Raw genomic sequence first — 25,215 nt, 5'->3', positions numbered from 1 at the left:
ATTTCCACTTTAATCGGAAAAGAGATGAATTAGATTGGACACAAATTCAATATCACCTTTTTGTAGCTTATCAAAACTGGAGGGGGATCATCAAATTTTTCCATAAATGAAATGAATAATGATATAATGGAGGAAATTTAATGGTAAGCTGTGGGGGGCGTTTGAAATTTCAAAAATTGCAAAAGTCGCTTTTATTATCTGCGGGTTTATCGCCCTTGGGGTCGGTGTTTTGGGGATCATTCTGCCATTAATCCCGACTACCCCGCTGTTACTGCTGGCCTCCTTCTGTTTTGTTAAAGGTTCAGAACGGTTTGAACGCTGGTTTAAAGGGACGAAGATCTATCAGAAGCATTTAGAATCCTTCATAATTGAGCGGGCAATGACATTAAGACAAAAACTTACGATTTTGCTATTTGCCGATGTGATGATTGCCTTCGCCTTTATCCTAGTAAATAATTGGCTCGCAAGAATCGCGTTGCTGCTTATCGTTTTGTATAAATATTATTATTTTATTTATAAAATAAAGACAGTACCTGGCAGTTATTCAGAGGCGGGTAAATACAATCATTAAGGGCTTGTTCGTAAAAAAACTTGGGCGGGGGGCCCAAGTTTTTTATTATCGCATTAAAACGGCTTTGTGATCATAAGAGTAATAATTATTAAGAAAATGACATTTTCAATATTTTCTATAAGGAAAAGTTGCTTTGCCAGCCGTTTGTATTCTTCAGGGATCTCTTCACCTTTGTGGGATTCCAATAGAGCCTTAATCGGTCTTGACCTTGGTGATAAGGCAAGCGGCCCCATCGCAAGGGCTACTAAGAAGAGTGCCAGACTAGTAAGATACCACCCCATATGAAATAGATATGTATTCATGACTCCCATGAGCAGACCAGTAATCAGCAGCATGATGCCGCCAATCATGACATAAATATGGAGCTTATGTCTAATCGCATAGGAATGTCTTAGCTCAGTCATTGTTTTCCCCGATTTGACCACTGTCGTTAAAATAAAACCAGGACCCATCCCTAAAATCGCTGAAAATATATGAATAAAAACTAAAACCTGATAGAAAGTCATCTTGCTAGCCACCTTCCAATCTCTACAACAATCCATTCTACCACAAACCATTTAAGCAAGATAACAATCTAAATCACAGTGCAAAAATAAATTGGTGTCAGGCACCATGTGAAAAATTCACATGGTGCCTGACACCACATCGAAAACTATTTATTATTCAGGACCATATATTCTTCGTCAAAGTAGGTGTTGTCGATTTTTAGGGCTTTTTCTTCGTGTCCGAAGGTTTTGAAGCCTAGTTTGGTGTAGAGTTTTTTGGCTTTTTCGTTGCTGGCGTTTACTGTTAAGTTGATTTTTTCAATGGCTTCAATTGTTTTGGCTTTTTCGATGGCCGCGGTAACTAATCCTTTACCCGCACCTAAACCTTGTTTCTCAGGCGTAACGTACACGGCGAAGATATTGGCTTTATGTTTTATTTTTGTGGAGCTTTCGTGAAGTAATGTGGCCATGCCAATTAACCTATGCCCCTCAAACGCACCAAATGTGTAGTTTCCAGCTGCGGATAGATTTCTCGCCACCTGTTCCACCGGGTTCTCTCTTGTCACGGCTTCCTCATAACTGGTTAAGAAGCTTTCAGGATTTTGCTTTAATGCCTCAAGTCTTAATTCCCAATAGTCTTCTGCATCTGCTGGAGTTAATAGTCTAATTTCCAAAATCATCCCCACCTAGATTCCTAGTTAAATAATCGAACAACTTCTTGTTCTAATTCGTCTACTAATTGAAAGCTTCCCACATATCGCAGGCTTTCAATAATATTTGTATAATACCATTTCTGCTGTACTTTACCGCGTTTAAACCTGCTCCAGACTTCTTCGCCAGATTGTTCGTAATCATTTATAATGGAACGAAGATTATGCAGCTTATCAGCACATGCTATAGCCCGGATTTCAGTCGAAGCAGTTTTCAAATACTCAATGGTATGTTCCTTTCGCTGCTCCCATGACAGAGATTTATCCGGTTCGGTGCATCCGGCGACCAATTCAGCAATCTCCTTGCCAAAATCCCGTTCCAGATCCTTCAAGGTTACGTCTGTATCCTCAACCGTATCATGCAGGATTCCGGCTGCAACAACTTGTTCCCTGTACCCAGCCTTCAGTAAAATCATCCCCACCGCGACCGGATGAACAATATAAGGAATATCCGTCCCTTTCCGATATTGTTGCTCATGCGCCTTACTCGCGGCCTGGAGCGCTTTATCTATCACATCCATCATCCGACCACCCTTCAAATTCAGTCCTCTTCATTTTACCATTAATTTCAAAAAAGTGTCAGGCACCATGTGAATTTTTCACATGGTGCCTGACACCCTCTAAGCTCTTTCGCTCTTTTTCAGAACAGCTTCTCCTTTGAATAATGGGACAAGGAAAAGAATCCCAGCGATGAACAGAAGTGCTGTTGTTTCGTACATGGTGACGAGTGAAAAGGTTTTTTTCAGCCAGCCGCTTGTTGTCATGGTGATGACCATGGTCCCCATGAAGATTGGGTTTAAAATCCCATTAACACGGCCGATAAAAGCAGCGTCCGTGTTTTTCAAGATCATCGTGTTGATTCCGATATGAATACACGGCATGAACAAACCACTAAAAAACTCGGCTGTTAAGGTCAGCCAGAAGGATTCAGATAATCCCATCACAAAAAATCCGATGGCACTTACCGTCATACCTAATGCAAGTAAGACTTGCGGCGGCGTCTTTTTGGCGATTCCTACTGTCAAACCGCCGCCTAATATCATACCGGTCCCAAATGCCGCCATCAGCCATTGCAGCTGTTCCTTCGGCAGCCCAAGCTGTTCCGTAACTAGAAATACAGCAAGCGGCTGCGTAAGCCCTAATGCCAACCCAGCTGCGGCAAAACAGCCGCCTAATAAAGTAAGCGCACGACTATTCCACACATAGCGAAAACCAGCCTTCATCTCTTCGATAATCGTTGAATCCTCAGCTTTCTTCTCAAGCTCATAATCAGCTGGCAGTAAAAATAGAATCCCCGCCGAAAGCAAAAATGCAACACCCATAATGGCAATGGCGACATCAATACCGAAATGCTGATACACAAATGTTCCAAGAACTGGACCGAGAATCATAAACAGGGCAAATATCGTTTGATAAATCGACATCCCCATTTGAATTAATTCTTCTTTCACATGAAGCTTAAACAGTTTCATCCCTGAAGGCTGTGAAAACTGTGACAAAATAGAAGATACTAACGTGGCGAAAAAAATCACTTTCCAGCTTCCAAAAACAAGGGCCAGCAGGACTACAAAAATAGAAACCGCACTTAGAAAGTCACACCAGATCATCGTCCGTTTCGGTTTCCATCGGTCGGCGAAAGTACCTCCGATAAAAGAAAATAAAAAAATCGGGGCAAACTCTGCGACAGATATAAGAGATACTGCCACCGGGTCTTCATTTGTTTTTTCTACAACAAATAGCAAGATGGAGTAATTTCTCACCCATATTCCGATTTGCAGGAAAAATGTTGATAGCAGCAATGTCCGGATCACTTTATTCCTGAACAATGCCCCCATCGTAACATTTGAACTCGTTTGTTCCATAAAAAAACCTCCATATCCATAATTTCTGGATAGGAGGCATTTTGGCGCAAAAAAGTCATAGTACACCTGCTAGTGATGTACTATTATATAAAAAAGGCCGCACTAATCCCATCCAGAATAAATTTCGTTTGATCCGAATTGTTTCTAAAAATAGGATTAGTTGTTCATCGTCCCTTTGTTCATTCCTTTCAAAAATAGCGTAATTTTATATTACTGGATTTGCTTTTTACTTTCAAGGACTTTTTTGTAATTTTGTGGAATTAATGAATATTAGGGCGGAGGTCGGGTCAAATGTTAAAATAAGGTATAAAATAATAGAAACAGAAGACAAGCAGGTGGTGAAAATGGTGGAACCAAAATGGCTTCAATGGGCGAAGCAGCTGCAATCCATCGCCCAAGCAGGATTAACATATTCCAAGGATGTATATGATTTAGAGCGATTTGAATTAATTAGAGAAATCAGTATTGACATTGTAGAAAAGCATACCGATTTGGATAAAACCATAATCAAAAATTTGTTTGCAAGTGAAACAGGGTATGCCACGCCAAAAGTCGATGTTCGGGCGGCAGTTTTTAAAGAGGGAAAAATTTTGATGGTCCAAGAGCGGGCGGAAGGTGATTGGTCGCTCCCTGGCGGCTGGGCGGACATAGGTTTGACTCCAGGCGAAGTGGCCGTAAAAGAAGTGAAGGAAGAAGCAGGCTTTGACGTGAAACCAGTCAAATTAATAGCCGTAACAGATAATAAACGGCATCCCCATCCCCCTTCGCTTTATCATGTCTACAAGCTGTTTATCCTCTGTGAAATTGTTGGCGGCCAGGCAGCTGTGAGCGTGGAAACCAGCGCTGTAAAATTTTTCGCGGAAGACGAATTACCGAAATTGTCCGTAGCAAGAAATACAAAGTCACAGATAGAAATGGCCTTTCGCTTTCTGAAAAATCCCGACGAACCAGTTTATTTTGATTAACCCTACACCGTTCAGCATGTTCTGGACGGCGAGGTTATTCAATGGAGGATTCCTTATTTTTCCTTTCCGTTAAAACGTCTTGGATGATTTCCATATGAAAGGCAGCCCAGGCTTTTTCACTGAAATGGAGAATCACGCTTATCGTTAGGATTAGCAGGTAAACCAGACCAAAAATGACCCACAGCAAGCTGCCCAGTATGTCAGTGATTTGCTTGGAGAACATTAACAGCAGCCACGGAAAAGAAGTGACGAAAATCAGGATGAAACCAGACCCGTTTTTCTCTTTGACCATTCGATAAAAGATAAGCCTCAGCGCACTGCTCTCTAAAGAATGATAAAAGCGGATGATTTCTTCTATTTCCTTAAGCTCCTTCATTTGAAGGACCGCTTCTTTTTTATAGACTGCTTTTTGCAGCTTCAGATAGACCCTGTGGGCATCCCCTCGAAATGAAAACATAGTACCAAGGGCTCCTTTTGAAAAAATAACCTATAATTCCAGCAATATTAGAATGCATCGCTTGACCATTCAATATACACAGAAAGAGCCTGGTTAAAAAACCAAGCTCTCTTATCATTTTAGAATAACTCTGCTTCCCTAGCCGCTTCATAACTTTTTTAGCAGACCCAAACGGACCGCCCGCATTTTCACAATGCATATACATTTTTGGCTCCATTCAAGTCTTCCTTTCCGTTATGCTGCTATAACATATGCTGAACTGGACAGGCCGGTCTAATGATTTAGTACAAGCCTTGAAAAATAGGTTTTAATATTTTCTAGGGGAGAAAATTTTAGTAACATTCCCATAAGGAGACCATCACAACTTCTCCTCACCTTCAAAATACCCCTTCAAATCATCTCGCACGCTTTCTTTCGCCATCGGAACTCCGCTTCGATAGGCGGCACGATTCAGCATATGGGCAACAACAGGCGAGGTCAGGAATACGAAGAAGACTCCTAGCAGAAGGCGGATGCTGAAATAGCCATCTTTCAATAAAAAATAGAGAAAGGTGCCTAGCAAAATACAGAGCACTCCTAAGTTGGCACTTTTAGAAACCGCATGGGCGCGTGTATAGACATCGGGAAATCGAATTAACCCGACGGCACTTAAGAAACTTAAAATGACTCCGATCAAAATGAAGCCGCCGACAATCCATTCAATGTACCCGTTTCCGCTCAATGACCACACCCCTTTCTAAAAATCTGGCAAATGCTATTGTCCCTACAAAGGAGAGAATCCCGATTAAAAGAATAATATCGAAAAAGGCGTACGTCCTCAAAAACATCGATAGAATTGCAATTCCCGCAAGCAAATTGACACCGATATTATCTAGTGCCATCACCCTATCAGGCATCGAAGGACCCTTTATCACACGATACAGCGCTGCTAAAATCGATAATAATAGAAAAAATAAGCTTCCGGATAAAAAGTATTGAAACATCAACGGGTCACCTTCCTTATCGCATGCTCGAATTTGACTTTTGAACACGTTACCGATTCCTCTGATTCCGGCAAGTTAAGGGCATGAACATAAAACACCTTCTTATCGGGCGTCACTTTCATCACCACAGAACCGGGGGTTAAAGTAAGAAGTAAAGCTAAAAGGGTAACCTCAAAGTCGGTCTCAAGTTCTGTCTCCAGCTTAAAGATGCCGGGAGTAATTTGAAGTTTCGGCCGAATAACATGACCAAGCACATAAATACTCGAAATCACCGATTCCCTGAAAAATACCCCAAACAAATGGACCGAAGCAAAGAACTTTTTCAAATAAAATGATGAAGGAAAAAAGCGGCGCAACCCAAAAACAACGAGGATCCCTACCAAGTAGCCGCTAAAAAAGGACAGGCTGCTCCATTTATCCTGAAGAAACATCCATAAAATGGCGACAAATAAATTAATCAAAACTTGAACTGCCATTCCTTATCCCCCCAATCCCAGAACAGCTTCAATATATCGGGCAGGAACCAACAGCGTCTCAGCTGCAAGACGTACATACGGTAAGATCATTTCAGCACCGAGCCCCAGCAGAACAGAAATGGCAGTCAAAGCGCCAATCGGAAGTATCAGCCCTTTTGTTGTACCCTTCTCCATCCCCTTGCTCAAAGTCGTCTCGCCCCAAAAGACATTCATAAACACCTTCATAAGCGAATACAGCACCATTAAGCTGGTAGCCAGACCGACAGCCCCAAGCCAATAATATTCTGCTTGAAATGTCCCTTTGGTGACAAAAATTTTCCCTAAGAAGCCGCTTAAAGGCGGGATTCCAGCCAGTGCAAGGGCGCATATAAAGAACATCCAGCCTAAAGATGGATGATTACGAATCAGCCCGCTCACTTGATTCAATTTACTAGTTCCGATCAACTGAATAATTGCCCCGCCCAAAAGGAAAATCAGTGCCTTAGTCATAATATCGTGAATAAGATAGAAAACCGATCCCGTTATTCCATCAGCAGTGAATGAAGCTAAACCAGCAATCACAAATCCCGCACCAACAATCACGTTATAGGTGAGGATTCTTTTAATATCGGAATAAGCAACCGCGCCAATCGCGCCAAAAACCATCGTAACTGCAGCAAGCACGCCAAGGAACTGATGAGTAATTTGAGGCTCATGATAGAAGATGAGCGTAAACATTCGAATGATGGTGTAAATCCCAACCTTTGTTAACAGTGCCGCAAAAATAGCGGCAATTACGGCGGGCGGTGCACTATACGATTCTGGAAGCCAAAAGAAAAGAAACAGTGCGGCTTTAATACTAAAAACGAGCAAAAAGAGAAGTGCAACCGTCGTCATCAATCCATCTTGCCCAAGCTCAGCCACGACAACTGAAAGATGAGCCATATTTAACGTCCCGGTGAGGGCATACAAATAGGCGACAGCAACTAAAAATAGCGAAGATGAGACCACATTCACCAGAATATATTTCAACGATTCCCGCAGCTGCACCTTGGTACCGCCAAGAGAAATCAATACGTATGATGCAATCAGCATAACCTCAAAACAGACAAAAAGATGAAATAAATCCCCTGTCAAAAACGAACCGTTTACACCAGCTATCAAAAATAAAAACAACGGATAAAAATAATGCTCCTCCCGCTTCTGACCAATAGAATGAAAAGCATATAGCAGACAAAATAACGCAACAACGCTCGTGCTCAACAGCAGGAGTACAGCGAACATATCCGCTGCAAAACTGATTCCATAAGGTGCTTTCCACCCGCCGGCCTGCAATGTTTGAATACCGCCTGTATCTACTTGAATGAGTAACAGGATGGAAACAAGTAAAAGTGCAAGCAGGGCCAGAACACCGGCAAAGCGGTGAAGGAAGATATTTTTACGAAAAATCACCATTACAAGCCCCGCAATAACTGGAATAATAACCGGCAAAATCACTAAATTATTCATCATCCACCTCCCGCAGTTCTTCCACATCCACTGTTCCCAATGTTTTATATGCACGATAGCTTAACACGAGAAACAGAGCCGTAACAGCAAAATTAATCACGATGGATGTCAGGATCAGCGCCTGCGGCAGAGAGTCAGTGAAGGCGGAAAAGCTTTCACCGAGCAGCGGCGGTCCTCCGGTCTTCAAGCCGCCCATCGTTAAGATTAATAGATGGACGCCGTGGGTAATAATCGAGGTGCCTAAAATAATCCGCAGTAAATTTTTCGATAATATTAAATACGTTCCAATGGCAAAAAACAAACCTACGAGTAGTGACATAAGTGTTTCCATTATGATTCGTCCTCACTTATCGTTAGAATAATCGTCATCGCCGTCCCGACCACCGCTAAGGCAACACCTAAATCGAAAATCAGCGCTGTTGCGAGCTCCGTATCACCAAAAACAGGGAGCTCAACATGGCCAAAAGTCTGGCTCATAAAAGGTGCTTGAAACAGGAAGGAACCTGCTCCTGTCATAACGGCAATAAGAACCCCGGCTGCCGCTAATTTTTTAAAATCCACCGGAATATTTTCACGAATTGTTTCGAAGTCAAACGCTAGATAAAGGAGAATCAATCCCGCTGCGCCGCTTAATCCGCCAACAAATCCTCCGCCAGGATTGTGATGCCCCCCAAAAAAGAGGTAAACCGCAAAGGTGAAAATAATGATGCTCGCAGCCTTTGTCACAGTCCGTAAAATCACATCATTAGACCTTATTTTTTCTAATAGACTGCTGCCTGTCTCCTGGCCCTTATCCCCCATATGAATCAAGGTAAACACCCCGAGACCGGCGATGCATAATACAAGGATTTCCAGCATCGTATCCAGCCCGCGGAAATCGACGAGGATCGCATTTACCATATTTTTAGCACCGGCAAGGGTATAGGAATCCTCGAAAAAGCTTGAAATGGTTTCAGAAAAACGGTGGTTGTTTGCCGACAAAGCCAGTACCGTAAAGACCGACCCGACTCCTAACGAAATAACCAGATTCGTTAATTTGAAGCTAATGCGGCTTTTTTCCTTTCGTAATTCCGGCAAATGATAGAAACATAGCAGGAATAGCACAGTTGTCACAGTTTCCACCACTAATTGGGTTAAAGCTAAATCTGGAGCCCGGAACACAACAAACAATAAAGAAACAAGAAAACCAAGGGCACCAAGGGCGATAATTGCGGTCAGCCTTAATTTTGCTAACAACACAGTTAAGACAGCCATAATCATCCCAATAACCATTCCCACTTCAAAGGCATTAACCGGAGCATTTTTTGAAAAATTAAAGCTAGTTCCGCCTAGCAGCCACAATGCACCACCGAGAACAAGGATAATCGTGAAGAAAATATACACAAGATAATCACGGACAAATCCTGTCATATAACGTTTTGTGATCTTTAATGATAGATCTTCCATTCCTTGAAGAACCAGATTATATGCATGATTAAGTGTAAATCTTTTAGGGTATAGCTGATAAACTGGCGACCATTTTTTTAAGCTACGATACAGAAGGGAACCGCAGGCGATTACGCCAATCGTCATAAATACCTCTTTATTCCAGCCATGCCAGGCGCTTATTTTTATATCAAGACCTGTCTGAGCAGGGACAACTGCCGCTAAAGCAGGCTTCAGGAAATAGTCAGCAATGACATTTGGGAAAAAGAAAATTCCTATCACAAGGGCTGCCAATATCATTGGCGGAAGCAGCATGCCAAGCGGTGCTTCGTGTACCGGTTTATCCAGTTTTTCTGGGTGGTGCTTGCCCGTAAACGTTTTAAACACAAGAATCATACAGTAGATAAATGTAAACACACTGGCCGCCCATGCGATAATAGGAATCAGCACAGCAAGGGTCTTTGCACCAAATACAGGCTGCTCGATCAGCGTCAAAACGCTTGTAAAAAACATTTCTTTACTTAAAAATCCGTTGAATGGCGGCAGTCCTGCCATTGCGAAGCTGCCAATAATGGCCAATGTAAACGATACAGGCATTAAAGCTGCGAGTCCGCCCAAGCGGCGTAAGTCCCGGGTTCCGGCTTCATGGTCGATTATCCCAATCACCATAAACAAGCTGCCTTTAAAGGTAGAATGGTTGATCATATGAAAAATCGCTGCCGCCACGGCAAATGCATAAACGGATGCTTCATTTCCTGTTCTGTAATAAAGGGCAGCCGATCCAAGCCCTAATAGACTCATAATTAAACCAAGCTGGCTGATGGTTGAATAGGCCAGCAGCGCTTTTAAGTCCTTTTGCTGAACCGCGTTAAGCGAACCATATAGGAGCGTGAGGATTCCTGCACCAGTAACGAGCCAGAACCATTCGGCACTGCCGCCAAACACCGGTGTAAATCGGGCAACTAAATAGATTCCTGCCTTTACCATGGTAGCGGAATGCAAATAGGCGCTGATGGGTGTCGGGGCTTCCATCGCATCTGGAAGCCAGATACTGAAAGGAAACTGTGCCGATTTTGTAAAGGCTCCTAATAGCAAGAGAATCATGGCCGGAAGAAATAGCTTATGTGACGCTATTCCCTGAGCTATGCTCATCATTTCACGTACGCTGTAAGTATCCGCCATAATGCTGAGCAAAATCAGACCCGCCAGCATGGCAAGGCCGCCGGCAATCGTAATCAACATCGCCTTTTGCGCACCATAGCGGGAATTTTTCCGGTGGTACCAATAGGCAATTAAAAGAAAAGAAGAGATACTTGTTAGTTCCCAAAATACATATAGAACAAAGATATTGTCGGAGAACACTAATCCGAGCATAGCACCCATGAATAGAAGCAGGTACACATAGAAATTGTGGAGTGCTTCTTTTTCTTTAGATAAGTAATAAATGGAATAAAGAATAACGAGTGCCCCGATTCCGGTGATCAGCAGGGCAAAGATTAAGGCTAAACCATCCAAATAGGCGGTGAAATTGATGCCTAGCGACGGCATCCACGACAGTTCGAATAGAGCTGTTTTGCCGCTGGCGGTTAACGGGATATACTTTAATAAGTAAAGAAAGATCCCAAGCGGTACGATAAGTACGAACCAGCCAGTATGGATGCGCGGATTGCACATTTTATGGATAAATGGTACAAGAATAGCAAATAAAAACGGAATGAATATCATGATATGGAGTAAGGACATCCATCTGCCTCCTTTCTTGGTGGAAAGTTCTTAAATTTAATAAATTTTAAAATGAAAATATCTACGGGTTCCGCAGGATATCTGCAATTCTTTGAAATATATCTGCAATTTTGAGTAAGATATCTGCAGTTTTTCTAATATATCTGCAATATACACATTTGGGTTGACGGTTCCATCCGTATCAGCTATAGTCTTGGGTAACGGAAGCTTAAACCAACTGTCAGCATCAAAGCCTCGAGGTGAATAAATTGAAAAAAGTAAAAGGGCGTATGGATGAAAGCATTCTCGTCTGTGTTTATTATGGACCAAATGGTGAACGGCTGATTCAGCGCGGCTGCAAGCTTTCCCATATGCTGGACTGCCCGCTCTATATTTTGACCATTGATCCTGCCCCTTTCGATGAACTCGATGCGGAAAAATCAGATTACATCACCAGGTGGAAACAATTAGCCGAACAGCATCATGCGGAGGCTTATATTTTAAAAGATAATGAAAAGCGACCTGTTGCTGAAGTCATTGCTGAAGTCGCCCGTGAAAAGCATATTACGCAGATCATCCTCGGTCAGACAGCCCAAAGCCGCTGGGAACAGATGACAAAAGGATCAATTATTAATGCCCTATTACGCGAGATTCCCTTCGTGGATTTGCATATTATATCGGTGTCCCGCTCCTTACGAGACCAAGAAGGACATTTTGAAAAAGGCGTCCGTGCCTACCTTTTAAAAGAAGGAAATCAATATCTATTGAGCTTCGAGCATAACGAAAATGTGGTATACGAAGGCATTTTTTTCAAAGAACAAGGGACTGACTTTAATAACGGTGTTTTCAAGTTTATGAAGGACAAAGAAACGCTACAGGTTCCTGTTATCGAAGACGTGGTGAAAGAGCTGGTTCACGTAAGAATGACGGAACCTTTGGATACAGATTGATTGATGATACTCCTCTGTCGTTTACGATGGAGGAGTTTTTTCGTTTTAAAGATTCACATCAACCTTAATGTAGGGTTCCTCATCCTTTTCGATTCCGATATAACGCAATGTTTCGGCATGAGTATGGTGATTATAAATATCCATTAAAATCGAAATCGCAATCCCTTTTCGGTAAGCATGATAACCAAATGTTTTCCGCAGCGTATGCATACCGATTTTTTCGGTAATTCCTACCTCTTTTGCGACCCCGTTAATAATCCGATATGCCTGCTGGCGAGTGATTGGCAGGTTATTTTTTTTGGATTTAAAAAGAAAATCACAGTCTTGAAGTAAGCCGCCTGCGCCCGCTAAATAATTTTCTAATGCGGTTTTAACCTGCTGGTTTAAATAATGCACTTTTGGCGCTTCATTATTTTCAGCAGAAATGGTTAGGAATTCTCTTACCGATTGCCCATCCCAAACGTCTGACACTTTTAAAGAAAGCAAGTCGTGCACCCGGATTCCCGTGTTAATGCCAAAAACAAACAGCAAATAATCTCGGAGTGACTGCTTTTGCAATTTTTCCTTTATGGAATTAATCTGGTTGATTTCCTTGATGGGGCTAACGCACTCCACTAAAATTCCTCCTGTAATGTTACTTAATATAAAGTTAGCAAAACTTTTGTAACATTACAAACAAAAAACACTATTTTTTTAAAATTTTTAAATGGAATAATTTCTGAAAAACATCACAGGATAAGGATGGCTGCGTTGATAAAGCAGCCTGTTGTAGCAATTTACTACATAATAAAGAAGGTGAAACCATGACTAATCGGAATGACAACCGCAACCAGCCGCACACTGGCGGGAACAAGGACGATACGGAATTTGGTTCTGAGACTGGATTAAATAAGAAGGCCCGAAAGAAAGCGGCTAGGGAACAAAATAAGAATCAATAAACGCAAAAGGACAACACTTTTTAGGGTGTTGTCCTTCCTCTTTTTGTAGTTACGAGATTTTTTTGTGTTTGGCGGCATACTTTATTTAATAGGCAACTGATTGAAGATTTTCTTGATTTTGTATTCAATAAGCCTTTTATTTTGCACTTTTCATTGACTGCTCGGTTTTTCCCTTAAGACAGATTCTATGGGACAGTTTCTTTTATCCCAACGCTCGTTTTGTCCCATAGACGGGTTCTATGAGACATAATACCTTCTAACACTAATTTCCCCGCTCAACCGCTCGTTCAACCTTTCAATTTCAATTAGTGGACGTATCTCCTCCATATATCTATTATGAAAGTATCATCTAGGAAACGGCTCATACATTTATTAGAGATATAAATTTAGGGGGAGAACGATTTGTTAGCAGCCATTCTTCATGGTTTTGTATTAGCCTTCGGGTTGATTTTGCCGCTTGGGGCTCAAAATGTATTTGTGTTTAATCAAGGTGCCTCTCAGCCAAAGTTCACGAGAGCTATTCCGGTGGTCCTGACGGCTGCGCTTTGCGACACTTTGCTCATTTTATCAGCCGTTTTGGGCGTTTCTGTCATTGTCTTAACGGTTCCTGTTTTACAGATTGTGATTTTTTCAATTGGAATTGTATTCCTGCTTTATATGGGCTGGGCCATTTGGAAAAGTGAACCCGCCAATTTAAGCCAAAAGGAAGCGGCGATGTCGACGAAGAAACAAATCATGTTTGCCTTATCGGTTTCCTTGCTTAATCCCCATGCGATTCTTGACACTATTGGGGTGATTGGAACGAGCTCGCTCAATTACCATGGTTCTGAAAAAGCTGCCTTTGCTGCCGTTTGTATCATTGTTTCCTGGCTTTGGTTCTTCGGGTTAGCCATAGCTGGAAAAATTGTCGGCAACTTCGATTCGGAAGGAAAGTTCTTAAAAATCATCAATAAATTTTCTGCGCTCATCATCTGGGGTGTTGCTGTCTACCTCATCGTCCAGCTGTCCCAATCATTTTAAAAAGTGATGAATGGACACGATTGGATTAGCAAATGCTACAAGTGAATCTTGAGGCTGGAGGAATACATAATGGCAGATTTCTTAGACCGGATTGAGTATGAAACAGGCACCGCCATCCGAACCTTTAATATTATTAATACCAGTGTGAATGAAGAAGGATATGAGGTCCTGCTGGACATTGATTTAGACAGCGGCTATGACTTGGAAAATGTAAAGATGAAAATTAGCTTTGAGGATTTACAGGCGTATGAAACAAAGGATGTTCATGAAGCAGTTAAATATGCGTTGGGATTTTTTGAATGATAAATAATAAAAACGGGAAGCTGCTTCCCGTTTTTATTATTTTTCCAGGATTTGTTGAGAAATGGTTAAATCCTTCCTTCGATAAACGCTTAATACTACTCCAATTAAGATTGCATTTGACACAGTCGGCATTAAGCCATAGCTGATGAATGGCAGGGATATAGAAATGATTGGAAAAAGTCCAAGTGTCATAAAAATATGTGTTACCAATTGGACTGAATAAAGTGCGAATGCACCGGACAGAAGAAGCTTACTATATGAATCTTTTATTTTTAGAGAGACCATAATGATTCTTAAACCTAATAGGGTGAGAATTATTACGAGCCCAATAGCGAATACCCAGCCATAATGATAGATTAAGCTGGCAAAAACGAAATTAGTATGGGCCTCTGGAATAAAGTCTTTCCCTCCATGGTTTCCAAACCAGCCGGCTTTAGCGAGCAGAGCTTTCAAGTGCAGATAAAGATATCCCGCACCATTTTGATATTTTTCAGGGTGCAAAAATGCCAGCAGCCTTTCGAACTGATAGAGCTTTATAGAACGCCAAAAAACCAAACCAATCATAACAGGGATTCCGGCTGCTACAGCCCAAATTGTAATAATGGCTTTTCTGCTAAACTTACTCCAGCAAAGCATAACAAATACCATTATAGTGTAGATGTATGAATTGACGAGACTTGGCATTGCAAGAAATAAGGATAATGGAATCAAAAACAAAATGAAAAACTGCCAAAGCCTTAGCTTCCTATTGTTAAAAAGGGAGGCCCAGGCAAGGAAAAAGAATGGAATTGCCATTGTACTTTCAATTGAAACGGGAGAAATCCTAAAAATGGGTACTCCATTTACCATGGTCGAAACAAAAAATCTTAACATGACTAGAATTAGAATGCCGATTGCATAAAACATCCAGCACCACTTTTGCCACTTCCGGTAATCTATCAGCATAATTCCTATGGCAGCTGCTCCTCCCAAAAGGACAATCACAGTCTTGTTGATTGAAAAATACCTCTCATCCATATAACCTAGCGAAAATAATGGTAGAAATCCAAGAAACAAAGTTGCCGCCAACAAAAGCACTAATACCCAATCAACCTTTGGCCGGTGCAATTTGTTAAGCTGTTGTCCTAATTTTGTTGGGCTCCCCATCTGTTCAACTGCCTTTTCTTCAGCCTCGGCTTCTGTCAAGCCTTTTCCTATCAAACGTTTCTTTGCTTCCTTTACATGATAACTTAATTCATCAGCGACATATTTTTGAGCCTCTTTTGACTTGATATGGCTGGTGACTTCATTTAAAAACAGCTGTTTTTTATCCATTTCAGTATCACCCCCCAAGTACTTCTTTTAAAATAATTTGCCTTTTCACTTGGCTCTTTTCCGCTTTCCGTAAAAGCTTTCGTCCCTTATCGGAAATCTGGTAATATTTCACTTCCGTTTGATCCCATCCGGATTGTAAACAGCCGGACTGCTCTAATCGATGCAATAACGTATATAAAAAGCCCTCGTTGTCATCAAATGCTTGAATTCCCCTTCCACGGAGCAAGCTAATCAATTCAAAACCTGTTTTTTCTTGCACTAGCAGCTGCATGATGGCTAGAAGAATATCTTCCTCCCTCTCATCCTGCTTATTAATTTTTTCATGGATTTTCCTGCGGTGCTGTTCGGAAAAATTTAGATTAGCAAATGAAGTTTGATCCATTGTTTTTCTAAGTTTTTTTAAACGGTCCTCGATCACACCTTAACCCTCCAATCTTTCTTTGAGAAGCTCTTTGGCACGTCTAAGTCTAGTTTTTATCGTATTATTACTGACCTCGGTTAACAGTGCAATCTCCTTGATTTGCATGTCTTCATAATAATGAAGATAAATCACTTCCCGATATTTAATGGGAAGGCTCATTACCGCTGTTATTAATTGATCATCCACTTCTTTTTGGATTACCTTCTCTTCGACCATTTCTTTTTTCGTCACATTCATCGCTGGTGCCTCTTCCGTAATCACCACGTTTTTGTTATACCAGCTTTTTAAAAAGTCCTTACAATGATTAATCGCAATCCGCCACAGCCATGTTCGGAGCTTGGACTTGCCGTTATATGTATGGAGATTTTTATAGCACTTAACAAAAATATCCTGAGTCAGGTCCTCCGCAACGGCTTTATTATTCACATAAGAATAAGTTAGCTTGAGGATTTCTTGTCCATACCGGTTCATAATCTCATCTATTAGTTCTTCTTTATCGACTGCCGCCAGTGCTTCAATCGTCAATTCATCCAAGTCTGTTCCCCCTTCCTAACACTTAGACGATGCACCCGCTTAGGAGGTTTTATTTTAATTTGAAATTTTTTCTATTTGGTGCCTGACACCAAGAATTCTGTTTCCGATGAAGCTATTGGCGACATTTCTTTTTGAAAAAGTAACAAATGTGTTTCCAATAATGCCTATTGGCGATATTTCCCTTAACAAAAACTACTAAACTGTTTCCAATACCGCTTATTGCTGACATTTCCCTTAGCTAAAACAACTAAAGTGTTTCCAATACAGCCTATTGGCGACATTTCCCTTAGCTAAAACAACTAAAGTGTTTCCAAAAGAGCTTATTGCCGACAATTCCCCTAACAAAATTCTCAAAAGTGTTTCCAATTAACGAGATTAACAAAAAAATAGCAGTAAAGTCTTAACCCTACTGCAATTTTCACCGGAATTATTCATATAAAGGCAGTTTCACGATAACCGTTGTACCTCCGCTGCCTTCTTCTGATTCAATATTCAGTTCCCCGTTATGTTTTTTAACAATCTGAAAAACAATCGCCAGCCCTAGCCCGGTTCCGCCCTCTTTTCGTGAACGGGCCCGCTCGACGCGATAAAACCGTTCTACGACTTTCGGCAGGTCTTCCTTAGAGATACCAGGTCCCGAATCTTGAATCATCATCACGGCAAAGGACCCTTCCTCCGTTAAAGTAATCTTGATTGGTTTACCCTTAGGCGTATACCGAATCGCATTATCCAGCAGATTGCTGACTACCTGCTCAAGCCGATCGGAGTCTCCATTGACGATAATCTCATCATCCAGCTTCTGCACCAATTGAATCTCTTTTTGACGAGCAGACAATCCAAACCGCTCGGCCACCTCCGTAATCAGCTGAGCAAACGGGAGCGGTTCATCCTTCATCGGATACGAGTCATCCTCCAACTGAGCTAGATCTAGCAAATCATGGACGAGCCGCTGCATCCTTTCTGTTTCGTTATGAATAATCGAAACATATTTTCGGGCAACAGCCTCATCGCCAGCAACGCGATCTAATATGGCCTCAGTGTATCCTTTCATATAACTAAGCGGTGTCCGCAATTCATGGGAGACATTTTGCAAAAACTCCCTCCGCTTCTGATCAACCTCTTCCAAAGACGAAGCGAGAGTATTAAAGGAGGCAGCAAGATTCCCCACTTCATCGGCTTGACGAACCTCGATTCTTTTTGAAAAATCTCCCTGGGACATTTTTTGCGAAATGGTTTCCATCTCATTTAATGGTTTAATCAGACGGTTTGTCATTTTAAGCCCCATCCAGACAACTATCACTAAAAGCAGAACTAAGCTCACAACCAGCACGGTGCGAATGGACTTAAACGGTTCGTAAATATCAGCGAGCGGCATATAAAGAAACAGTGCCCCAATTAATTGTTTTTTTTCTAAAAGCGGAATCGTTACCGCCAAAATATCCTGGTGAAATCGTGGATGCTCCCGGATGAAAATAACCGTCTTTCCCGCTAGCAGCCGCTGTCTTTCATCAAAAGTAATTAAGTTATTTTCGGCCAATTCATCATAAGGAATCCCTGCACTTAAGAGCATCGGATCTTCGGTAAAAATCACCTTGGCATCAGAACTAGCATCGGTCCATTGCACCCGTTTCTTAAACTCCGCCTTGTTCGCCGCTTTAAAATAAAATTTCCGAAGCTCTTCCCCTTGCATAATTAAGATTTCTTTTTGTTTTTCTACATAAAATTTTTCATATAAATAGTAGGTTAATCCCGTTCCAAACACAATCGCAATCACGGCAACGATGGTTATGGTCGTCCAAATTTTCTGCTTTAACCCAAGGTTTAATCTTCGAATTTGTACCCCACTCCCCACACCGTTTTGATCAAATGACCTGCCGGGCCCAGCTTAATTCTTAAGGTTTTAATATGAGTATCAACAGTTCGTAATGTTCCGGTACTCTCCAGCCCCCATACATGGTCAAGCAGCTGCTCCCTGGAAAAAACTTGTCCTTTATGATTGAAAAAGAACTCCAGCAGACTAAATTCTTTTCGCGTCAAATTTAGTCTTTTTCCCTGGACCTCAGCGGTATGCCCTTCCAAGTCAATAGCCACCCCCCCTTGTTCTAGTAGGTTCTGCCTTGGTTTAAAATCATTTGACCTCCGCAGCAATGCTTCAACGCGTGCTACTAATTCTTTAGGGCTGAACGGCTTTACAATGTAATCATCGGCACCGATTTTTAAACCGTGAATCCGGTCCAACTCCTCACTCTTTGCCGTCAGCATGATTATCGGGACCTTTGAGACCTCTCGAATTTTCTGACACACGGTAAAGCCGTCCATTTTCGGCATCATGATGTCCAAAATCACCAAATCAAACGATTCCTGTTCCCACCGTGCCAATACTTCTTCTCCATCCACAGCGGTAACGGTTTCATATCCTTCTTTTTCTAAATAGGACCCGACCAGCATCAGCATCTGCTCTTCATCATCAGCTATCAAAACTTTATATCTACTCATTTTCTTCACCTAAAATCATCATATGCGGTCCGTTGTTCAGCCGGATTTGCTTACTTTTAGTAAAAGCCGTACGGTCAATAATGGCAAGCGAGTCTCCATCCAAGCTTGTCACATAAATCCTGTGCTTGTCGCCGATAATATCATACGGGTTGGCGCCGACCTTCAGCGGCTTACTGACAGACCTGTTCTTACTATCTATTTTATATACGCTGCTAGAGCCGTGGCAAATCGCATACACATATGGACTTGAGGTGTCTCCATAAAAATCGACCGGCATTACCCCAACTTTTACCCTGTCCACCTCTTTTCCCGTTTCCGGATCATATACATAAATGTTTTCGTTCAGCGAGCCATATGGTCCATGGCCGCCAACCCAAACATATTTGCCATCAAAGAAAATCCCCTTCGGCCGCTCGACGATAGGAAAATGAGTAATTTCTTTCTTTGTCTTTATATCGATGACAGAGAGCGATGCCCCTTTTACATTCACAACATATAACAAGTTCTTACTTTCGTTAAGTGCCATAGAAACCGGAAAATTATCGGTGTTGATTTCTGCTATGACTTTATCTTTTTGAACATCATAAAATCCTACGGTGTTTTTTATTCCATTTGACCAAAAGAGTAGGTGGTCCTTTTGGCGATATAACATCTCGTTAACACCTTTACCGGTCTGTGCTGATTTTGTCAGCGTCCCCTCTTTTAATTGCAGTCGATAAAGCGAATCGTTGTTTTCCCCCGCTAGAATAATCGTATTAGGATTGATTTTTTCCATAGAAGTAATTCGAAAGTTTAAGTCGCTCGCGGTTATTTTTCCTGTTTGTAAATCAACAAAGGAAATCTCCTGCTTTTTCAAATTAGAAACGATGAGAGTGTCTTTCATCGATGGAGGGACTGAAATTTTCTCTGTTTGACAGCCTGCTAAAAGAAATAAGATAAGTAAAAATGGGCCGAGCTTTTTCATCCTAATCCCCCTCTCATTATTGAAAACTCAATGGAAAATACGCCTGATGTTGAAATCAGGCGTAAACAATTAGTGAACAGTTATAGTGTTTTCCTCGTGTGTATGAATTTCGCCCTTTTCTACATGGACTTTGACTGTGTATTCTCCAGTGGTTGGAAAATTAGTCTCTGCTGCATATTCTCCGGCTTTATTTTCCTTCGTTTCGATAAATTCATGTTTTTCCTCATTGGCCTTCCAAACTTCAAATCTCACTCTAGCGCCAGTTAAAGCAGAATTATCCTTTTGCAGGTGTACCGTTAAGGTTGTTTTTGCATTCGCTTTTACATCTTTGGCAACCATAAAATGCATGGAAACACCAGCTGCATCATGGTGATCGTGGTGATCGGAATCATGGCCTTCTTCATGATGTTCGGCTTTCTGGGCTTGATCATTAGTAGCACTTGCATCCCCGACGGTAAATTCCTTTTGCGGCATATTATGCATGTCACGAGCAGTTACGTGCGAAATCACAAAATACTTTCCTGCTTCCGGAAAGCTTTTTGTAATGGAGTAGACGCCATCACCTTTGTGCTTCCCTTGAATCTTTTCGTGTTTTTCTTTGCCATCCTTCCAAATCTCAAAGGTCATTTCATCTGCATCATCCACTTTTTCTTTACCTTGAGTCACCGTTGCACTGAACGTAACCTCTTTATTTAGCTGTGGATTTTCCGGATTGATTTTTAAGGCAACGTCAATCATTGCCGGCAGCTGTTGATTTTGACTGCTTGTGTCTTTTTCTTTACTGGTTCCGCAGCCTGCGGCAATCACCATGATAGATACTACAAAAAGCATCAGTAAAGATTTATGTTTCATCTTTTCCACCCTTATCTTTTTTGATCTTTACTCCGTTGTGGAGCAACCTCGTTCATGAATTGAGTATAAAACACAAATGTGAAATCCTTGTGAAATAAGATTGTCATTTATTTTACCTTTTTACATGGTGTTTTCCAAATTCTATTTAGAAGGAGACAGCGCTTTACATTACCCTGCTGAAGAATTTTTTTTTGCGATTCGGGCACGTAGACTGCTTCTACGTTACCTAACTCATCTTTTCTTCGACCGTTCGGACACCTAGACACCCTCTACGTTACCCTCCTCTTCTTTTCTTCGACCGTTCGGGCACGTAGACTGCTTCTACGTTACCCTCCTCTTCTTTTTTTCGACCGTTCGGACACGTAGACTGCTTCTACGTTACCCTGCTCATCTTTTCTTCGGCCGTTCGGGCACCTAGACACCCTCTACGTTACCCTCCTCTTCTTTTTTTCGGCCGTTCGGGCACGTAGACACCCTCTACGTTACCCTCCTCTTCTTTTTTTCGACCGTTCGGGCACGTAGACTGCTTCTACGTTACCCTCCTCTTCTTTTCTTCGGCCGTTCGGGCACCTAGACACCCTCTACGTTACCCTCCTCTTCTTTTTTCGGCCGTTCGGGCACCTAGACACCCTCTACGTTACCCTCCTCTTCTTTTTTTCGGCCGTTCGGGCACGTAGACCGCTGCCGTCAACCATTTTTTACAAAATTTTTCAAAAGCCTATTGACCACTCGTTATAGCTGTTATACTATAAATATAACAGCTAACACAAAGGAGGGCGGTTCATGTGTTCATTACACTTGACCTCGAATCCGAGGAGCCGATTTATACACAATTAAAACATCAAATTATCGCAGGGATTGCTAAAAAAGAATTAAGTCCGGGTGAAGCACTTCCATCAGTACGATCGCTTGCTTCTGATCTCGGAATTAACCTCCATACTGTCAATAAATCCTACCAGCAGTTAAAGCAAGAGGGATTTATTCTCATCCATCGCCAAAAGGGGGTTGTGATTAATCCGGACGGGGTAGCAAAAGCGGATGACGTTTACTGGACGGATTTAACAGTCAAACTTCGCCCATTGATTGCGGAGGCGGTTTGCCGCGATGTCACTAAAGAAGATTTTCAAAAACTATGCAGTCAAATTTATACGGAATTTCAACCAAAGGAGTGAATTCAAAGATGTTAATGTTTTTAATTATTTTAATGATCCCGATGTATATTCCTCTCATCTTTATTCCATATTGGACACGGAAAACGGAAAGCTTTGGGGTGTCCATTCCTGAGGAAGCCTATCAGCGCCCTGATCTTAAAAAAATGCGCAAATCCTATGCATGGATTACCGGTGTGCTTGCGGTCATAGTCACCGCCGTACTTGCAATGTCAGCAAGCGGACGTGATGAAGACTCTATCGCAATCTTGTATTCTATCTTAATCGCAGTCTACATTGTTGCCAGCTTTATTGTGTACCTGATTTTTCACAACCAAATGAAAAACATAAAAAAACAACACCCTGATTGGACAAAAAAGCCGCAGGTCATCACGGTTAATACTCAGTTTCGCAGTAAAAAACTAACTTACTCCAATTATTGGTTTGTGATTCCATTTTTGATTTCAATTGCAACCATTGCCTTTACTCTTGCAAACTATCAACAAATTCCCGAACGGTTTCCGATGCAATACAATTTCAGCGGAGAAGTGACCAATTGGGCAACAAAATCTTACCGGTCTGTTCTGCTGATGCCGATTATGCAAATCTATCTGACGCTTCTGTTTCTCTTTATCAATATCGTCATTTCAAAAGCCAAGCAGCAGGTGTCTGCAGCTAACCCGGAAGAGTCACTAAGACAAAACATTATTTTTAGAAGAAGATGGTCGCTTTTCATGATATTAATGGGCACTGGTTTAATTGCTTTACTCATGCTGCCACAGCTTTCAATGATTTATCCGATTAATCGTCAGCTGCAGCTTTACGTTCCACTCGTATATGTCGTTGTAGTTTGTGCGGGAACCATTATTTTATCTATCACAACCGGCCAAGGCGGCAGCCGGGTATCCCAAAAGGCTCTCAGCGATGCTGGAAAAGTGATCGACCGAGACGACGATCGCTATTGGAAGCTTGGAATGTTCTATTTTAACCCGAAAGACCCGGCAATCTTTTTAGAAAAACGCTTTGGGATTGGCTGGACCAATAACTGGGCCCATCCCCTGTCATGGGTTTTCATTATCGTGGTAATTCTTCTAGCTGTCGGTCTTCCTATGCTGCTCGGATAATTAAATATCCTACAACACCGCAGCTGCTAATTTTGGCTTAAACAATTTGGGGAGTGATGGGTATGAAATTACATTATGGTGTGAACGATTTATCAGATATAGATATTATGTCTTTTTTGCCACTAATTTTACCTATTTTAATCATTGAACTCATTTTACTTCTAATCGCATTAATAGATTTATATAGAAATCGAAAAGCTAGAAAAAATGTTTTTCTGTGGACCCTCGTCATAATTTTTGTTAATACCATTGGTCCAATCCTGTATTTTGTTATCGGCAGAAAGGATAGGGACGGAAGATGAAATTAGAAATTAAAAATGTGACCAAAAAGTTTAAGGAGAAAACGGCTGTTGATCATTTTTCAATGGAGATTCAGTCGGGTCAATGTGTTGGATTAATTGGACCTAATGGTGCTGGTAAATCGACCTTAATAAAGATAATTTCAGATATTATGGATCCGAGTCAGGGAGTAGTTTTACTAGATGGTAAAAAAATTTCCGAAGTGAAGAAAGAAATAGGTTATTTACCTCAATACCCGAATTTTTTTCAATGGATGACTGCTAAAGAAACGCTAACTTTTATGGGACAATTATCAGGGTTACGAAAAGAGGAATTAACAAGGGCAATTCCGGAAATTATGGCGAAGGTCGGTTTAAGTGGAGAAGAAAATTCCAAAGTTAGAACTTTTTCGGGCGGCATGAAACAGAGACTGGGCATTGCCCAAGCATTGCTTCATAAACCGTCTCTAATTGTCATGGATGAACCCGTGTCAGCATTAGACCCAATCGGAAGAAGAGAAGTATTGAATATCATTAAAGAAATAAAGAAAGATACGACTATTCTTTTATCAACCCATATTTTAGGGGATGCAGAAGAAATATGTGAGAGATTTGTCATTATAAAGAATGGACAAAAGATTGAAGATACAACGAGGGCAGAACTTCTAAATAAGAATAGTGGAAATAGGATTAGTATTGAAATGGCCGAAAAAAGTCAAAAATGGATTGACTTTGTTAAAAACTTAACCTATGTAAAAGGTATTGAGGTACTTGGAAAAAATATAAAAATAGAAGTAGAAAATTTAAAAATGAACAAAAATATGCTGCTGGCAAGTGCTTTAGACCATAATGTTGATATTGTAAGGTTCGAAATTAATAACGATACACTGGAAGAGATATTCTTAAAATTGGTGGTGGAGGAATGAGCACTTTTATTGTATTAGCAAAAAAGGAAGTTGCTCAAATGGTACGCGAATATAAAATTATTTGGCTGCCGCTTGTATTTATTTTTTTGGGGATTACTCAACCGGTTGTCACATATTATTTACCTGACATATTAAAAGCAGTTGGCGGAGGGCAAGGTATTACGATTGATCCAAGTATGGCGGCCCAAAATGGCGGCGAGGTACTCGCTAGTACATTAGGGTCTCAATTTGATCAACTTGGAATAATGATCATTATCGTTTCGATCATGGGGATTATCCAGTCTGACAAAGCAAATGGAATGCTAGCTTTTATTCTTACAAGACCCGTTAAGGTAAGTTCATATATTTACGGAAAAATCATTTCAAACTATCTGTTCGTCACTTTTAGTGTAACGATAGGATACCTGGTTTCCTATCTATATGTTTATTTATTATTTACTAGTATTCATTTTATTGATTTCTTAGCCGCTTTACTGTTTTATCTGTTGTGGGTTTTGTTTATTGTTTCGTTTACAACGATGATTAGCACGATTTTCAATAGTCAGGGAATAATTGCGTTAATTTCCATTGTTTTTTTACTTGTTTGCAGAGTTATAGTTGGTTTAAGTCCCGTCATAGACAGGATAAATCCAGCAAGCATGAGTAAATACGGCATGGACATCCTCGTTTTAGGAACAGTCAATCCTGACGTTATATGGGGTTTAATATCCACTATATTGTTATCTGCTCTAACCTTAATGGCTGCAAATAAATGGATTTCTAAAAAGAAATATAGTAATGAATAGGTATTGTTTATCTAATTG

30 protein-coding genes are annotated in these 25,215 nt (G+C 41.2%); 11 read left to right on the top strand and 19 right to left on the bottom strand.

All coding sequences use genetic code 11. The features are described 5' to 3' along the window. Window positions 1-148 precede the first annotated feature (148 nt). Window positions 149-571 (top strand): YbaN family protein, encoded by a 423-nt coding sequence (locus A6749_RS17405; RefSeq protein WP_330220463.1) that lies wholly within the window; start codon window positions 149-151, stop codon window positions 569-571. A gap of 53 nt (window positions 572-624) precedes the next feature. Here A6749_RS17405 and A6749_RS17400 read toward each other — a convergent pair whose 3' ends face one another. The 4 genes from A6749_RS17400 to A6749_RS17385 all read right to left on the bottom strand — a co-directional run bounded on the left by A6749_RS17400 (window position 625) and on the right by A6749_RS17385 (window position 3,628). After that, on the bottom strand, window positions 625-1,077 hold the full coding sequence (locus A6749_RS17400; RefSeq protein ID WP_066392934.1) for a DUF2269 family protein: 453 nt from the start codon (window positions 1,075-1,077) through the stop codon (window positions 625-627). 146 nt (window positions 1,078-1,223) lie between these two features. Then, complete coding sequence (locus tag A6749_RS17395) at window positions 1,224-1,730, bottom strand: GNAT family N-acetyltransferase (protein ID WP_066392927.1); 507 nt, start codon at window positions 1,728-1,730, stop codon at window positions 1,224-1,226. A gap of 20 nt (window positions 1,731-1,750) precedes the next feature. Further along, window positions 1,751-2,287 (bottom strand): HD domain-containing protein, encoded by a 537-nt coding sequence (locus tag A6749_RS17390; protein WP_066401026.1) that lies wholly within the window; start codon window positions 2,285-2,287, stop codon window positions 1,751-1,753. Window positions 2,288-2,386: 99 nt separating this feature from the next. After that, complete coding sequence (locus A6749_RS17385) at window positions 2,387-3,628, bottom strand: MFS transporter (RefSeq protein ID WP_066392916.1); 1,242 nt, start codon at window positions 3,626-3,628, stop codon at window positions 2,387-2,389. 347 nt (window positions 3,629-3,975) lie between these two features. Between A6749_RS17385 and A6749_RS17380 the strand changes: the two genes are divergently transcribed. Continuing rightward, entirely contained in the window at window positions 3,976-4,593 is a 618-nt protein-coding gene (locus A6749_RS17380) for an NUDIX hydrolase (RefSeq protein WP_066401025.1), read from the top strand. A 34-nt stretch (window positions 4,594-4,627) separates the two neighbouring features. Here the strand turns inward: A6749_RS17380 and A6749_RS17375 are convergent, their stop codons facing one another. The 7 genes from A6749_RS17375 to A6749_RS17345 all read right to left on the bottom strand — a co-directional run bounded on the left by A6749_RS17375 (window position 4,628) and on the right by A6749_RS17345 (window position 11,165). After that, on the bottom strand, window positions 4,628-5,050 hold the full coding sequence (locus A6749_RS17375) for a hypothetical protein (RefSeq protein ID WP_066392910.1): 423 nt from the start codon (window positions 5,048-5,050) through the stop codon (window positions 4,628-4,630). 358 nt (window positions 5,051-5,408) lie between these two features. Further along, window positions 5,409-5,771: a monovalent cation/H(+) antiporter subunit G gene (gene mnhG / locus A6749_RS17370; protein WP_066392908.1), complete on the bottom strand. Its 363-nt coding sequence runs from the start codon at window positions 5,769-5,771 to the stop codon at window positions 5,409-5,411. After that, the gene (locus A6749_RS17365) at window positions 5,749-6,033 is read right to left on the bottom strand and encodes a Na(+)/H(+) antiporter subunit F1 (RefSeq protein WP_066392906.1); all 285 of its coding nucleotides are present in this window, start codon (window positions 6,031-6,033) and stop codon (window positions 5,749-5,751) included. Before A6749_RS17365 ends, mnhG begins: the two co-directional genes overlap by 23 nt. Then, window positions 6,033-6,509, bottom strand: a complete 477-nt coding sequence (locus A6749_RS17360; RefSeq protein ID WP_066392901.1) for a Na+/H+ antiporter subunit E — start codon at window positions 6,507-6,509, stop codon at window positions 6,033-6,035. Before A6749_RS17360 ends, A6749_RS17365 begins: the two co-directional genes overlap by 1 nt. Window positions 6,510-6,512: 3 nt before the next feature. Further along, window positions 6,513-7,997: a Na+/H+ antiporter subunit D gene (locus tag A6749_RS17355; RefSeq protein ID WP_066392890.1), complete on the bottom strand. Its 1,485-nt coding sequence runs from the start codon at window positions 7,995-7,997 to the stop codon at window positions 6,513-6,515. Further along, a complete protein-coding gene (locus A6749_RS17350; RefSeq protein WP_066392885.1) occupies window positions 7,990-8,328 on the bottom strand; it encodes a Na(+)/H(+) antiporter subunit C in 339 nt (112 codons plus the stop codon). The genes A6749_RS17355 and A6749_RS17350 overlap by 8 nt, the downstream gene beginning before the upstream one ends. Next, entirely contained in the window at window positions 8,328-11,165 is a 2,838-nt protein-coding gene (locus A6749_RS17345; protein ID WP_066392883.1) for a Na+/H+ antiporter subunit A, read from the bottom strand. The genes A6749_RS17350 and A6749_RS17345 overlap by 1 nt, the downstream gene beginning before the upstream one ends. Before the next feature lie 248 nt (window positions 11,166-11,413). Here A6749_RS17345 and A6749_RS17340 point away from each other — a divergent pair, with 248 nt between their 5' ends. Continuing rightward, on the top strand, window positions 11,414-12,094 hold the full coding sequence (locus tag A6749_RS17340; RefSeq protein ID WP_066392879.1) for a universal stress protein: 681 nt from the start codon (window positions 11,414-11,416) through the stop codon (window positions 12,092-12,094). 45 nt (window positions 12,095-12,139) lie between these two features. On the opposite strand, the gene A6749_RS17335 is transcribed toward A6749_RS17340, so the two are convergent. Continuing rightward, window positions 12,140-12,709, bottom strand: coding sequence for a tyrosine-type recombinase/integrase (locus A6749_RS17335; protein WP_066392876.1), 570 nt, complete (start codon window positions 12,707-12,709; stop codon window positions 12,140-12,142). Between the two features lie 188 nt (window positions 12,710-12,897). Here A6749_RS17335 and A6749_RS29160 point away from each other — a divergent pair, with 188 nt between their 5' ends. The 3 genes from A6749_RS29160 (at window position 12,898) to A6749_RS17325 (ending at window position 14,355) form a co-directional block, all read left to right on the top strand. Beyond that, window positions 12,898-13,032: a hypothetical protein gene (locus A6749_RS29160; RefSeq protein WP_269085703.1), complete on the top strand. Its 135-nt coding sequence runs from the start codon at window positions 12,898-12,900 to the stop codon at window positions 13,030-13,032. Window positions 13,033-13,434: 402 nt separating this feature from the next. Next, window positions 13,435-14,052, top strand: coding sequence for a LysE/ArgO family amino acid transporter (locus A6749_RS17330; RefSeq protein ID WP_066392871.1), 618 nt, complete (start codon window positions 13,435-13,437; stop codon window positions 14,050-14,052). Window positions 14,053-14,121: 69 nt separating this feature from the next. After that, window positions 14,122-14,355: a hypothetical protein gene (locus A6749_RS17325; RefSeq protein WP_066392860.1), complete on the top strand. Its 234-nt coding sequence runs from the start codon at window positions 14,122-14,124 to the stop codon at window positions 14,353-14,355. A 36-nt stretch (window positions 14,356-14,391) separates the two neighbouring features. Here the strand turns inward: A6749_RS17325 and A6749_RS17320 are convergent, their stop codons facing one another. The 7 genes from A6749_RS17320 to A6749_RS17290 form a co-directional block, all read right to left on the bottom strand. Further along, complete coding sequence (locus tag A6749_RS17320; RefSeq protein WP_066392855.1) at window positions 14,392-15,669, bottom strand: FtsW/RodA/SpoVE family cell cycle protein; 1,278 nt, start codon at window positions 15,667-15,669, stop codon at window positions 14,392-14,394. A gap of 7 nt (window positions 15,670-15,676) precedes the next feature. Further along, on the bottom strand, window positions 15,677-16,084 hold the full coding sequence (locus A6749_RS17315; RefSeq protein ID WP_066401024.1) for a PadR family transcriptional regulator: 408 nt from the start codon (window positions 16,082-16,084) through the stop codon (window positions 15,677-15,679). A 6-nt stretch (window positions 16,085-16,090) separates the two neighbouring features. Further along, window positions 16,091-16,624: a sigma-70 family RNA polymerase sigma factor gene (locus tag A6749_RS17310; protein WP_066392852.1), complete on the bottom strand. Its 534-nt coding sequence runs from the start codon at window positions 16,622-16,624 to the stop codon at window positions 16,091-16,093. Between the two features lie 427 nt (window positions 16,625-17,051). Then, on the bottom strand, window positions 17,052-18,476 hold the full coding sequence (locus tag A6749_RS17305) for a sensor histidine kinase (protein ID WP_066392848.1): 1,425 nt from the start codon (window positions 18,474-18,476) through the stop codon (window positions 17,052-17,054). Further along, window positions 18,446-19,120 carry a response regulator transcription factor gene (locus tag A6749_RS17300; RefSeq protein WP_066392839.1) on the bottom strand — a complete coding sequence of 225 codons (675 nt, stop codon included), beginning with the start codon at window positions 19,118-19,120 and terminating at the stop codon, window positions 18,446-18,448. Before A6749_RS17300 ends, A6749_RS17305 begins: the two co-directional genes overlap by 31 nt. Then, window positions 19,113-20,084 (bottom strand): YncE family protein, encoded by a 972-nt coding sequence (locus A6749_RS17295; protein ID WP_066392836.1) that lies wholly within the window; start codon window positions 20,082-20,084, stop codon window positions 19,113-19,115. The genes A6749_RS17300 and A6749_RS17295 overlap by 8 nt, the downstream gene beginning before the upstream one ends. Window positions 20,085-20,153: 69 nt before the next feature. After that, window positions 20,154-20,936 (bottom strand): FixH family protein, encoded by a 783-nt coding sequence (locus tag A6749_RS17290; protein ID WP_066392832.1) that lies wholly within the window; start codon window positions 20,934-20,936, stop codon window positions 20,154-20,156. Window positions 20,937-21,721: 785 nt separating this feature from the next. Here A6749_RS17290 and A6749_RS17285 point away from each other — a divergent pair. From A6749_RS17285 to A6749_RS17265, 5 genes are all read left to right on the top strand, one after another. After that, complete coding sequence (locus A6749_RS17285; protein ID WP_066392829.1) at window positions 21,722-22,108, top strand: GntR family transcriptional regulator; 387 nt, start codon at window positions 21,722-21,724, stop codon at window positions 22,106-22,108. 8 nt (window positions 22,109-22,116) lie between these two features. Beyond that, entirely contained in the window at window positions 22,117-23,208 is a 1,092-nt protein-coding gene (locus A6749_RS17280) for a DUF1648 domain-containing protein (protein WP_066392827.1), read from the top strand. Window positions 23,209-23,270: 62 nt separating this feature from the next. Next, window positions 23,271-23,510 carry a PLD nuclease N-terminal domain-containing protein gene (locus A6749_RS17275; RefSeq protein ID WP_066392816.1) on the top strand — a complete coding sequence of 80 codons (240 nt, stop codon included), beginning with the start codon at window positions 23,271-23,273 and terminating at the stop codon, window positions 23,508-23,510. After that, window positions 23,507-24,412, top strand: a complete 906-nt coding sequence (locus A6749_RS17270) for an ABC transporter ATP-binding protein (protein ID WP_066392813.1) — start codon at window positions 23,507-23,509, stop codon at window positions 24,410-24,412. Before A6749_RS17275 ends, A6749_RS17270 begins: the two co-directional genes overlap by 4 nt. Beyond that, window positions 24,409-25,197: an ABC transporter permease gene (locus A6749_RS17265; protein WP_066392810.1), complete on the top strand. Its 789-nt coding sequence runs from the start codon at window positions 24,409-24,411 to the stop codon at window positions 25,195-25,197. The genes A6749_RS17270 and A6749_RS17265 overlap by 4 nt, the downstream gene beginning before the upstream one ends. The last annotated feature ends 18 nt before the right edge of the window (window positions 25,198-25,215 follow it).

It is taken from the genome of Neobacillus mesonae (genome assembly GCF_001636315.1).
In the GTDB taxonomy this organism is placed as follows: Bacteria; Bacillota; Bacilli; order Bacillales; family Cytobacillaceae; genus Neobacillus; species Neobacillus mesonae.
This window is presented reverse-complemented; position numbering and strand designations above follow the sequence as displayed.